General features: G+C 66.5%; 10 protein-coding genes. 4 read left to right on the forward strand and 6 right to left on the reverse strand.

Annotation, left to right across the window (positions count from 1 at the left end):
* Positions 1–2 precede the first annotated feature (2 nt).
* The 5 genes from AC13GI_RS06045 to AC13GI_RS06065 form a co-directional block, all read right to left on the reverse strand.
* Positions 3–1,331 carry an acetylglutamate kinase gene (locus AC13GI_RS06045; RefSeq protein WP_180166388.1) on the reverse strand — a complete coding sequence of 443 codons (1,329 nt, stop codon included), beginning with the start codon at positions 1,329–1,331 and terminating at the stop codon, positions 3–5.
* Positions 1,332–1,405: 74 nt separating this feature from the next.
* Positions 1,406–2,494, reverse strand: coding sequence for an acetylornithine deacetylase (locus tag AC13GI_RS06050; protein ID WP_099821202.1), 1,089 nt, complete (start codon positions 2,492–2,494; stop codon positions 1,406–1,408).
* Between the two features lie 140 nt (positions 2,495–2,634).
* A complete protein-coding gene (locus AC13GI_RS06055) occupies positions 2,635–3,831 on the reverse strand; it encodes an argininosuccinate synthase (protein WP_089236225.1) in 1,197 nt (398 codons plus the stop codon).
* A gap of 59 nt (positions 3,832–3,890) precedes the next feature.
* Positions 3,891–4,901, reverse strand: a complete 1,011-nt coding sequence (locus tag AC13GI_RS06060; protein WP_025876421.1) for an N-acetylornithine carbamoyltransferase — start codon at positions 4,899–4,901, stop codon at positions 3,891–3,893.
* Positions 4,902–5,230: 329 nt separating this feature from the next.
* The gene (locus AC13GI_RS06065) at positions 5,231–5,794 is read right to left on the reverse strand and encodes a glycine zipper 2TM domain-containing protein (protein ID WP_099821204.1); all 564 of its coding nucleotides are present in this window, start codon (positions 5,792–5,794) and stop codon (positions 5,231–5,233) included.
* 186 nt (positions 5,795–5,980) lie between these two features.
* Here AC13GI_RS06065 and cysS point away from each other — a divergent pair, with 186 nt between their 5' ends.
* Genes cysS through AC13GI_RS06080 form a run of 3 tightly spaced genes read left to right on the forward strand, consistent with a single transcriptional unit; the run spans position 5,981 to position 9,108 of the window.
* Positions 5,981–7,357 carry a cysteine--tRNA ligase gene (gene cysS / locus AC13GI_RS06070; protein WP_482995794.1) on the forward strand — a complete coding sequence of 459 codons (1,377 nt, stop codon included), beginning with the start codon at positions 5,981–5,983 and terminating at the stop codon, positions 7,355–7,357.
* 54 nt (positions 7,358–7,411) lie between these two features.
* Positions 7,412–7,864: a SufE family protein gene (locus tag AC13GI_RS06075; RefSeq protein WP_099821206.1), complete on the forward strand. Its 453-nt coding sequence runs from the start codon at positions 7,412–7,414 to the stop codon at positions 7,862–7,864.
* Positions 7,861–9,108, forward strand: a complete 1,248-nt coding sequence (locus tag AC13GI_RS06080; RefSeq protein WP_265952588.1) for an MFS transporter — start codon at positions 7,861–7,863, stop codon at positions 9,106–9,108. Before AC13GI_RS06075 ends, AC13GI_RS06080 begins: the two co-directional genes overlap by 4 nt.
* Before the next feature lie 663 nt (positions 9,109–9,771).
* Here the strand turns inward: AC13GI_RS06080 and dksA are convergent.
* Positions 9,772–10,992 (reverse strand): RNA polymerase-binding protein DksA, encoded by a 1,221-nt coding sequence (gene dksA, locus AC13GI_RS06085; protein WP_380651269.1) that lies wholly within the window; start codon positions 10,990–10,992, stop codon positions 9,772–9,774.
* 273 nt (positions 10,993–11,265) lie between these two features.
* Here dksA and yidD point away from each other — a divergent pair, with 273 nt between their 5' ends.
* Complete coding sequence (gene yidD, locus AC13GI_RS06090) at positions 11,266–11,520, forward strand: membrane protein insertion efficiency factor YidD (RefSeq protein ID WP_014037867.1); 255 nt, start codon at positions 11,266–11,268, stop codon at positions 11,518–11,520.
* Position 11,521: the final 1 nt, after the last annotated feature.

Raw genomic sequence — 11,521 nt, forward strand, 5'->3', positions numbered from 1 at the left:
GCTCAGCCCTCCAGGCTCGGTGCGCGCACGGCGCAGTGGTCGACATAGGTCCTGATCCGGTCGATGCCATCGGCACCGTACCAGAACACCTTCCAATGGCCCTGCTTGTAGCAGCCATCGGATTCGGCGTAGTAGAAATGGTTGATCGGATTGCCGTTGCGCGAACGCCAGAACAGCTGCGGGGTTTCCTCGCGCATCACGTTCCAGACGGCGCGGCCAAGGCCTTCGCCCTGCGCGTCGTCGAGCACGGCGAACTTGTCCAGGTACACGCCCTCGGCCTCATCGGTGAGGATCACCGCCGTGCGGTAGTTCTCGCTGACATAGGCGCGCAGCAGCGTGGTCTTCTGGAAATAGTCCGCCACCAGGGTACGACCGAAACTGGATTCGATCAGGCCCTTCAGGCGCGGCAGGTCCAGCTCGCTCCAGGCGGTTGCACGCAGCACCTTCTCGCCCTTGCGCACCAGCGTGCCCGAGCCCTTGTGGGTGAACAGTTCCTTGGCCAGGTCGGCGGGCCGGGTGATCGACACCGACGATTCCAGCGGCAGGCGATCCAGCAGCGACTTGATCTGTTCGATCTTCACCTTCATGCCACCGTGGATCCACGGTTGTGCGATCAGGTGGTCGTACTCGGTGGACAGGTTGATCGAATCGATCACGTTGCCCGCTTCGTCCAGCAGGCCGCCGGTGCCGGTCAGGAAGATGATCTTGTACGGCTGCAGTTCCTGCACCAGTTCGTTGGCGGCGAAGTCGGCATTGACGTTGAGGATCTGCCCGCCGGCGGTCTCACCAAGACTGGTGATGACCGGGATCGAGCCGGCACGCAGGCTGGCTTCGATCGGTGCCAGGTTGACCTTCTTCACCTCGCCGACCAGGCCGTAGGTATCCAGGCCCAGGTACTCCGCCTCGAACACGCCACCAGTGATCGACGTGGCGCGCGCGCCGTTCTGCTGCAGGGCTTCGACCAGGCGCAGGTTGGATTGCTGGAACACCCGGCGCACGATCGCCAGCGCTTCCGGCGAGGTCACCCGCAGGCCGTTGACCGTCTGCTTTTCAATGCCGGCGGCCGCCAGTTCCGCATCCAGCTGCGGGCCGGCGCCATGCAGCACGATCGGGGTCAGGCCGACCTCCTGCAGGAACGACAGCGAGGAGGTCAGCGCGTCGAGATCGTCGCGCAGCACCGCGCCGCCGACCTTGACCACGGCGAAGCGCTTGGCGTCCAGCTGCGAGAAGCGCTTGAGGTACTGGCTGATCTCCTTCGCGCTGGCCATGCTCGAGAGCAGGCGCACGATGGTCTGGCGGGTCTGGCGGTGGGGCTGGAGGGCAGGAGACATTTCGGTTTCGTCACAGGCGGCGGTCGCCGCGTTGCAGTTCCGCCGCGCAGAAGCGCAGCGGCGTTGTAGGTCGATCAGGCGCCGGCGGCGATGATCCGGTGTACGGCGTCGGCGTAGCGCTGCAGCTGCTCCAGCGTCACGAACTCGTCGGCGGTATGGGCCTGGGCGATGTCGCCCGGGCCGAACACCAGCGTGGTGTAGCCAGCGGCCGAGAACAGCGACGCCTCGGTCCAGAAGTCCACCGCGTTGCCGATCGGCAGGTCCAGCGCATCGGCCACGTCGCGCGCCAGCAGGCGGCGGTTCTCGGCTTCGGCGATGTCACCGGCCGGCAGGCTCGGGCCACGGAAGGTTTCAGTGAACACCGCCGCTTCCGGTTCGGCGAAACCGGCAAAGGTCGCCAGCAGCGCATCGATATCCATCGACGGCAGCGGCCGGAAGCCAAAGCGCACTTCCGCCGCCGGCGCGATCATGTTGGCCTTGATGCCACCTTCCACGCGCCCGATGTTGAAGCGCAGGCCGGTCAGTCCACCGAAGCGTGCCGAAGCCAGCGATTCGACGTGGTCCAGCGCGCGGTTGCCCCAGCGCATCGCCTGGTGCAGCGCGCTGGCGGCGGCATCCTGCTTGCCCGACGCATGGCCGGCACGGCCGGCGAACTGCATCAGCACCGAGCTGATGCCACGGTGCGCGAGCACCGCTTCGCTCATGGTCGGCTCGGCCACCAGCACCGCTTCGTACTTGATGCCCCGGGCCAGGAACGCCGCGATGCAGCGCGGGTCGTTGGCTTCTTCATCGCTGGAGAACAGGAACGCGGCATCGCCATCGCTGGCATTGGCCGCCGCCACCAGCGCCGCGGCCGCGCCCTTGATGTCACACACGCCGAGGCCGACCACGCGGTCGTCCAGGCGGCGCATCACGTGCGGGTCGGCACTCCAGTGCGGCGAGTCCGGCACGGTGTCCAGATGCACGTTGAACAGGTACTTCGGCGTACCGCGCACGGCGTACAGGCTGACTGCGCCGGCGCCATGGTCGATCACCTCGACATTGAACCCGGGCAGGTTGTCGCGCAGGTAGTCGAAGATGCCACCGGTGGTGATCGCACGCGGCGGGTTGCGGGTGTCGAAGGACACCAGCGCCTGCAGGTGATCGAGCGTCTGTTCAAGCATGAATCAACAATCCTGTGGATTTCCGCCGGGCATGGCCCGGCGCTACCGGAACGCGTCTGGAGGAGAGCCCCCTTCTTGTTGAAGGGGGCGCGCCAACGGCGCGGGGTTAAGGAGGAATGCGCGGGCAGGTCGATCGCGGCTCAGCCGCGGTTGACCTGCGCATACAACGTCGAGCTCATGCCGAACAGCTTGATGAAGCCTTCGGCCTCCTCCACGCCCCAGTCGGCCGACTGCGCATACGTGGCGCCCTTGGTGTTGAGCAGGTGCGGCGACTTCACGGCAACGGCGTCGACGCGACCACCACGGGTTTCCAGCACCACTTCGCCGTTGACCTTGGCCTGCGAGGACTTCAGGAAGGCTTCGATGTCGGTCTTCAGCGGGTCGTGGTAGAAGCCTTCGTACACCAGCTCCACCCACTTGCGCGCCACGTCCGGCTTGAAGCGGTTCTGCTGCTTGGTCAGCACCGCATCTTCCAGCGCGCGGTGCGCGGCCAGCAGCGAGACCAGGCCCGGCGCCTCGAACACGATGCGACCCTTGAGGCCGATCACGGTGTCGCCGGTGTACACGCCACGGCCGACGCCGTAGGGGGCAAACAGCTTGTTGAGCTGGGCCAGGATCTGCTCGCCCGGCAGGGCCTTGCCGTTGAGCTCGACGGCTTCGCCTTCGACAAACTTCAGGGTGACGGTCAGCGGTGCTTCCGGCCATTCGCTGCGCGGTGCGCACCAGCCACGGGCGCCCTCGCCCGGTGCTTCCCAACGGTCGATCTCGCCGCCGGACATGGTCAGGCCCAGCAGGTTCTCGTTGATGGTGTAGGCCTGCTGCTTGGCGCGCACGCCGAAGCCACGCTCTTCCAGGTACTTCTGCTCGTAGGCGCGGGTCTGGGTGTGTTCCTTCTGGATCTCGCGGATCGGCGCGATGATCTGGTAGTCACCCAGCGCCTTCACTGCCAGGTCGAAACGCACCTGGTCGTTGCCCATGCCGGTGCAGCCGTGGGCGATGATGTTGGTGCCCAGTTCGGCGGCGCGCTTGAGCGCGGCATCGACGATCAGGTAACGGTCCGACACCAGCAGCGGGTACTGGCCCTGGTAGCCCTCGCCGGCCCACACGAACGGCTTGACGAAGCCGGACCAGATGGCCGGACCGCCATCGACGGTCTGGTGGCTGGTGACACCCAGCTCGGCGGCACGCTTCTCGATGAAATCGCGCTCTTCGTCATCCACGCCGCCGGTATCGGCGAACACGGTATGCACGTTGTAGCCGCGCTCCTGCAGGTACGGCACGCAGAAGCTGGTATCAAGGCCGCCGGAGAAGGCGAGAACGACGTCTTTGTTGCTCATGGGGGTATGTCCTGGTAGCGCCGGGCCATGCCCGGCGGAAATGTTCGAATCGAAAAGAATCAGCGGCCGGCAACAGCGGCCATGATCGCCTTCTGCACATGCAGGCGATTCTCGGCCTCGTTGATGGCGATGCACTGCGGCGAATCCATCACGCCGTCGGTCGCCTTCACGTTGCGGCGCAGTGGCAGGCAGTGGCTGAACACACCGTTGTTGGTCAGCGCCATCTTCCGCTCGTCGACGATGAAGTGCTTGAACTGGTCGCGGATCGGCTTCTCCGGTTCCCAGTTGCCGAAGAACGGCAGCGCGCCCCAGCTCTTGGCATACACCACGTCGGCACCGGCATAGGCGCTGTCGATGTCATGGCTGATCTTCAGCGAACCGCCGCTCTCGGCCACGTTCTGCTCGGCCCAGCCCATGTAGCGCTCGTCGAGGATGTAGTCGGCGGTCGGGCACAGCAGCGTCACGTCCATGCCCATGCGGGTGGCGATGGTCAGCGCCGAGTTGGCCACGGCGGTGTTCAGCGGCTTGGGGTGGTAGGTCCAGGTCAGCACGTACTTCTTGCCGCGCAGGTCCTGGGTACCGAAATGCTCCTGCAGGGCCATCACGTGCGCCAGTTCCTGGCACGGATGGGTGATGGTCTCCATGTTGATCACCGGCACCGGCGAGTATCTGGCGAAACTCTCGAGCACGACGTCCTGGCGGTCGTAGGCCCAGTCGACGAACTTGGGGAACGCGCGCACGGCGATGATGTCGCAGTAACGGCCGAGCACCTTGGCCACTTCAGCGATGTGCTCTTCGGTATCGCCGTCCATCACCGTGCCGAGGTTGAACTCGATCGGCCATGCATCCTTGCCCGGCTGCAGCACCACTGCGTGGGCACCGAGCTGGAACGCGCCCAGCTCGAAACTGGTGCGGGTGCGCATGGACGGATTGAAGAACACCAGCGCGATCGACTTGCCCTTGAGCTGGTCGCCGAGCTTGTTGCGCTTGAACAGCGCAGCCTGGGTCAGCAGCGCGTCAAGTTCGCTGCGGCTCCAGTCCTGGGTGTTCAGGAAGTGCTTGGGGGACATCATCATTCCTTGCATGAGCGGCGCCGGTGGTCGACGCGGTGGAAGGTGGAAGGGAAAACCGGGAACCAGGGTGGTACGAAAAGGTTGCAGATGAAGCTTTCAGAACGCGGAAACGAAAAAACCCAGCCGGCGGGCTGGGTTTTTTTCGGACGAACAGCAGAAAGCTCCGGATTACCCAGCGAGAATGTGGGGTTCCGGTCGACGGGCACGCGACGTCATGCCAGTGGCCTGGCGGGCGGCGCTGCTGTCGTGCTGGAAGTCGGTGAGCTTCATTGGTCGGCAATCTTTACATGCGGCCGGGGCCGGCGCAAGAGGCCGGCGTCGCAGAATCAGGGGGTGCCGGCGGCAGCCTGCTCCGGGCCCACCCAGGGGGTGATCGAAACCCGGATCTTCAGCCGGTTGCCAGGGTCTTCCGGCAGCCGTGAACGGTACTTGGTGCCCTTGTAGACGTAGTCCACGTCATAGGCGATGGGACGGCGGAACTCGCGCCCGACGGGGACGATACGACAGTCCCGGGTCAGCATCGGGCCCGTGTTGGCCGGCGCCGGCGCGGGGGTTTCCGCCGGAAGCTCCTCCAGCACCTCCTCATCGCTGCGCTTGAACATCGAGCGCACCGAATCCCACAGGCGGCCGATGCGGCCCTTGTCCTCGACCGGCTCCTCGCCGGTGACATTGACCGGGGCCAGGGTGCGGGTCGAGACCGGCTCGCAGTGCTCCTCGGTGCGGGTCGCGCGCAGGGTCTGGAACACCGGCTCCACGTTGAGCACCTGGGCGTAGTCGAACTTCACGTTCTCCACGATCACCACCCGGTTGCGGGGCTCGGCTTCCTGGGCCAGGACCACGGCGGGCAGCGCCGACAGGCAGGCCAGGGTCAGCAACGCGGTGGTTTTCATTGGCGAAGGGAGCAGGGACACGGCAATAGTGTAGGCAGTGGTGACCGCAAGGGGCTGAACATTACCCGTCCGCGCCGTTCCTGCCCACCCCACCCGGGCCGCCGCTGACGTCCACCGGTGGCAGCGGCCCCCCAAAGGGGCCCGACACGTTCTAAAATCACAGGCTTGTCCCCCAGTCACAGACCCATGACCCTGCGCCTGCACAACAACCTGACTCGCCAGCTCGAACCGTTCACCCCGCTCGACCCGGCCTGTCCGACCCTGTATGTGTGCGGCCCGACGGTCTACAACTACGTGCACATCGGCAACGCCCGCGGGCCGGTGGTGTTCGGGGTGCTGGCCGACCTGCTGCGGCGGCGCTTCGGTGGCCTGCGCTACGCCCGCAACATCACCGACGTGGACGACAAGATCAACACCGCCGCGCGCGAGCAGGGCGTGCCGATCAGCACCATCACCGACCGCTTCGCCGCCGCCTACCGTGAAGACATGGCCGCGCTGGGCGTGGCACCGCCGGACATCGAGCCGGAAGTGACCGCGCACATTCCGCAGATCATCACCATGATCGAGCAGCTGGTCAGCAGCGGGCATGCCTACGCCGCCGAAGGCCATGTGCTGTTCGCGGTGGCCAGCTTCGACGGCTACGGCAAGCTCTCGCGCCGCGACCCGGACGAGATGCTGGCCGGTGCCCGTGTCGACGTGGCCCCGTACAAGCGCGACCCGGGCGATTTCGTGCTGTGGAAGCCGTCCAGCGACGACCTGCCCGGCTGGGAATCGCCCTGGGGCCGCGGCCGTCCGGGCTGGCACATCGAGTGCTCGGCAATGGCCGCCGCCCACCTGGGCGAGACCATCGACATCCATGCCGGCGGTGTCGACCTGCAGTTCCCGCATCACGAGAACGAGTTGGCGCAGAGCGAATGCGCCCACGGCGGCAGGATCTTCGCCCGCTTCTGGCTGCACAACGGCATGCTCAACTTCGGCGGTGCCAAGATGAGCAAGTCGCTGGGCAACATCGAGCGCGTGCATGACCTGGTGCGCCAGCATCCGCCGGAGGCACTGCGCCTGGCCCTGCTGTCGGCCCACTACCGGCAGCCGCTGGACTGGTCCGATGGCCTGATCGAGCAATCGGTGCGCACGCTGGACCGCCTGTACGGCACCCTGCGCGAGCTGGCATCGGTCGAGGCCAGCGCAGTGATCCCGGCCACCGTCGAGGCGACCCTGGACGACGATCTCAACACCCCGCAGGCGCTGGCCGAAGTGGCCCGTATCGCCGGTGAAGCACGCCGCGCCACCGATCCGGCCGAACGCGCACGCTTGAAGGGCGAACTGCTGGGCGCCGGCCTGGCGCTCGGCCTGCTGCAGGCCGATCCGGCGCACTGGTTCGGCAACGCCGCCGGCGACAGCGACGACGACGCGCGCATCCAGGGCCTGATCGACGAACGTGCGGCAGCCAAGCAGGCGCGCGACTTCGCCCGTTCCGACGCCATCCGCGACCAGCTGGCCGCCGAGGGCATCGTGCTGGAAGACACCCCGCAGGGCGTTCGCTGGTCGCGCAAGCGCGGCTGACCTGCCCTGCCCCGTGGCCGGCCCGCCGGCCACGCTCCCACTGTAGAGACTGTTGTGATCGACTCCCCATTCCCGCTTGAACCCACTGCCGCCGAGGCACAGACGGCCATCGCCGAGGAATTCGGTTTCTTCGGCGACTGGTCCGAGCGCTACCAGTACCTGATCGACCTCGGCCGCAAGCTGCCCGCCTTCCCGGAAGCATGGAAGACCGAAGAGCACCGCCTGCTCGGTTGCCAGTCGATGGTCTGGATCGTGCCGGAAGGCAATGCGCAGTCGCTGCGTTTCCACGCCATCAGTGATTCGGCCATCGTCTCCGGCCTGATCTTCCTGGCGCTGCGCGTGTACTCCGGGCGCACCGCGCAGGAGATCCTGGCCACCGAACCCAGCTATATCCAGGATATCGGCCTGTCCCGCCACCTGTCGCCGACCCGCAGCAACGGCGTGGCGGCGATGCTGGCCTTCATCCGTGAGACCGCGCAGGCCCAGCTGCAGCGCGATCCGTCGTGAGCGAACCTGCCACGGCCGAAGACACCGCGCTGGGCCTGCTGTCCCGGCCCGGTTTCGCCCGGCTGCTGGCGTACCGCATCTTCGCGATGCTGTCCTACCAGGTGGTCGCGGTCACCGTCGGTTGGCATATCTACGAAGTCACCCGCAATCCGTTCTCGCTGGGCCTGATCGGCCTGGCCGAGGTGCTGCCGTTCTTCTGCGTGGCGCCGTTTGCCGGCTATCTGGTGGATCATCTGCCGCGCCGCAAGCTGGGCATGGTCGCCTGTTCCGGACTGATCGCCACCGCGCTGGTGCTGACCAGCGTCGCCAAGGGCTGGCTGCCGGTTGAAGGCGTGTGGCCGATCTATGCAGCCATCGCCCTGACCGGCATGGTCCGCGCCTTCCTGTCACCGATCTACAACGCCCTGTTCGCCCGCGTGCTGCCACGTGAACATTTCGCCCGTGGCGCCGGCCTCGGCGCCGTGGTGTTCCAGACCGGCATGATCGCCGGCCCGGCACTGGGTGGCGTGCTGGTCGGCGTCGGTGGCAAGGGCCTGTCCTATGCGGTGGCCACGGCCTTCGCACTGGTGGCGATGGGTTGCCTGGCCACGCTGAAAGTGGAAGAACCGGTGCATGCCGGCCCGGCCGCCCCGATCTTCAAGAGCATCGCCGAAGGCGCGCGCTTCGTGGTTGGCAACCGGATCATGGTCGGTGCCATGGCGCTGGACATGTTCTCGGTACTGCTGGGCGGCGTAGTGGCGATGCTGCCGGCGTTCCTGCACGAGATCCTGCATCACGGTCCGGAGGGCCTGGGCATCCTGCGCGCGGCCCCGGCACTGGGGTCGGTGTGCGTGGGCCTGTGGCTGGCGCGCCACCCCCTGCACCGCAATGCCGGTCGCGTGCTGCTGTTCGCGGTGGCCGGCTTCGGCCTGTGCGTGATCGGCTTCGGCCTGTCCCAGCACTTCTGGCTGTCGGCGTTGATCCTGCTGTTCTACGGCGCCTTCGACGGCGTGTCGGTGGTGATCCGCTCCACCATCCTGCAGCTGGCCACGCCGGAAGAGATGCGCGGCCGGGTGTCGTCGATCAACGGCATCTTCATCAGCTCGTCCAACGAACTGGGCGCGTTCTATGCCGGCACGATGGCCAAGGTGCTGGGGCTGGTGCCAGCAGTGGTACTGGGCGGGTTCGCGGTGCTGAGCGTGGCCGGGATCACCGCGTGGAAGAACCCGACGCTGCGGAAATTGAATCTGCGCGATCTGCAGTGATCCTGTAGAGCCGAGCCCATGCTCGGCTGCGCATTTCCGTGCGCCCACGCACCGGTAGCGCCGGGCCATGCCCGGCGGCCCTTTTCCGCGACCGCGGCGGGGTGTTACTTTCTTTGCGCGCGCAAAGAAAGTAACCAAAGAAACGCGCCGCCATCCGCGAGCCGGCGCTGCGCACCGGTGCCCTGCGCTCCTCGGTGAATCAGGGGACGGCGCCGAACTCGCTGCGCTCAAACAGCGGCGCCTCTTCGCCCCTGATTCCCCTGCGGTGCTCGGCTCGCTACAAGGCGGACCCAACAGCCGCGAGCGCACGCATGACCGCTCCTGGTAGAGTCAAGCCATGCTTGGCTGCTCTTGCTCTTGCTCTTGCTCTTGCTCCTGCTCTTCCCTGCCCTCCGGCTTCGGCCTGAGCCGAGCGTGGGCTCGGCTCTACAGCGGCCGCACTCGGGAACCGTCTGGAGCGGGCGGGTCACCCGGGCCAGGACCGTTCGCGCCATGGATGGCGCGACCGAGCCCCCAGGGATGGGTTTACGGCGTGTCCTGGCCCGGGTGACCCGCCCGCTCGCTCACGGAACAACCAAGGCGCCGCTCTACACAGCCAATCGCGCAGCAACAAAAAACCCGGCCGAAGCCGGGCTTTTCGCATGACATCACAACGAACCGGAATCAGTCGCCCTGCTGCTTCTGCAGGTGCTCCCAACGCTCCTGGGCGTCGATGGTGCGCTCGGCGGTCAGGCGCGCTTCGAGGCGCTCCAGGCCGATTTCTTCACCGGTGTCCACGCAGTACCCGTAATCGCCCGCTTCCAGGCGCTTGAGGGTGCTGTCGATCTTGCCGATCAGCTTGCGGTAACGGTCACGGGTGCGCAGTTCCAGCGAGTTCTCGGTCTCGCGGGTCGCGCGCTCGGCTTCATCGCCGATGTCACGCACTTCCTCACGCAGGTTCTCGATGGTCTGCTTGGACTCTTCCACCAGATCGGCGCGCCAGTTCTGCAGGCGCTGGCGGAAGTATTCCTGCTGCAGCGGGCTCATGTACTCCTCGTCCGAGGCCGGCTTGTAGCCTGCCGGCAGGATCGGGCGGCCAGTGGCCTCGTCGGTCTTGTATTCGACGACCTTGTACTTGCTGCGCGGCGCAGGTGCCGACGAACGGGCGGCGACGGCCACAGCGACCTTGCCCACGGGGCGGGTCACGGTCTTCGGAGCGGAATCGGATTTCACGGCGGTTTTAGCAGGCGATTTCGAAACGGGCACGGGATTCTTGGATTGCGGGGCGGTCGATGCTGCAGAAGCGGCGGCCGGGGCCGGCTTGGAGGCCGGTTTGGCTGCTGCCACTGCCGCGGTCTTGGCCGGGACAGACTTGGCCGGGGCCGGCTTCGCAGCTGGCTTCGGTGCGGACTTCACTACTGGGGCCGGCGTCGGCTTGGCAGCCGGCGCGGCGACATTCTTGGCAGCCTTGGCGGCAGGTGCCGGCTTGGCAGGCGCCACCTTCTTGGCTGCCGGCTTCGCAGCAGGCGCGGCGGCAACCTTCTTCACCACCGCCTTCGGCGCCGGCTTGGCTGCTGCCTTCTTCGGCGCCGGCTTGGCAGCGGCCTTCTTCACCGGCGCAGCCTTGCTGGCAACCTTCTTCACCGCCGGTGCCTTCTTGCTGGCAGCGACAGGTTTGGCCTTGACCGGCGCAGCGGGTTTCTTCGCCACTGCCGGCTTGCCGGACTTGGCCGGCGCTTTCTTTGCGGTGGCCTTCCTGGCCGCCGGTTGTGAGGATGCCGCCTTGGTCACCGGCTTGCTGGCCGGCTTCTTGGCAACGGGCTTGGCCGCCAACTTCTTCACAACAGGCTTGGCGGTTTTCTTGGCGGCCTTGACGGCCTTCTTTGCAGTTTTTTTAGCAGCCACGAAACGCTCTTCCTTGGATTCCCCGGGGCCCGGGAAAGCGGGCCTTTATAGCCTACCCGACCCGCAGCAGCAACCTTGGGGACCCGCTCCATTCAGTCCAGGAGTCAACGGGTCCAAGGTGCGGTCCGACGAACACGGACCGCCTTGCGCGGTACGGAACCTGTCCGGCACCTGGAGGGGTGCCGATAGCGGTCGCAGGCCATCTACGACATGCGACCAACGGCCCATCCTGCACAAATGCGGCCTTCATGCCAACTGGCTTAAGATGACTGAGTGATCTCGCGCCTGCTCATCGCCCTGCTGCGCTTCTACAAGCGCTTCATCAGCCCGCTGCTGGGGCCTCGCTGCCGTTTCGTGCCGAGCTGCTCTGAATACGCCATGGACGCCATCTCCCGGCACGGCCCGCTGCGCGGCAGCTGGCTGGCGGCGCGACGGCTGGGCCGCTGCCATCCGTTCCATCCCGGCGGCTTCGATCCAGTGCCCGAATCTCCCAACGCCCCTTCTTGCCGTTGCACAGGAAAACACTGAC

The organism is Stenotrophomonas sp. 82F1 (assembly GCF_056861525.1).

Coding starts and splice junctions, on each gene's coding strand:
- AC13GI_RS06060 (WP_025876421.1), bottom strand. CDS start 4,901: ATGTCCCCCAAGCACTTCCTGAACACCCAGGACTGGAGCCGCAGCGAA.
- AC13GI_RS06050 (WP_099821202.1), bottom strand. CDS start 2,494: ATGCTTGAACAGACGCTCGATCACCTGCAGGCGCTGGTGTCCTTCGAC.
- AC13GI_RS06045 (WP_180166388.1), bottom strand. CDS start 1,331: ATGTCTCCTGCCCTCCAGCCCCACCGCCAGACCCGCCAGACCATCGTG.
- AC13GI_RS06055 (WP_089236225.1), bottom strand. CDS start 3,831: ATGAGCAACAAAGACGTCGTTCTCGCCTTCTCCGGCGGCCTTGATACC.
- cysS (WP_482995794.1), top strand. CDS start 5,981: ATGACCCTGCGCCTGCACAACAACCTGACTCGCCAGCTCGAACCGTTC.
- AC13GI_RS06065 (WP_099821204.1), bottom strand. CDS start 5,794: ATGAAAACCACCGCGTTGCTGACCCTGGCCTGCCTGTCGGCGCTGCCC.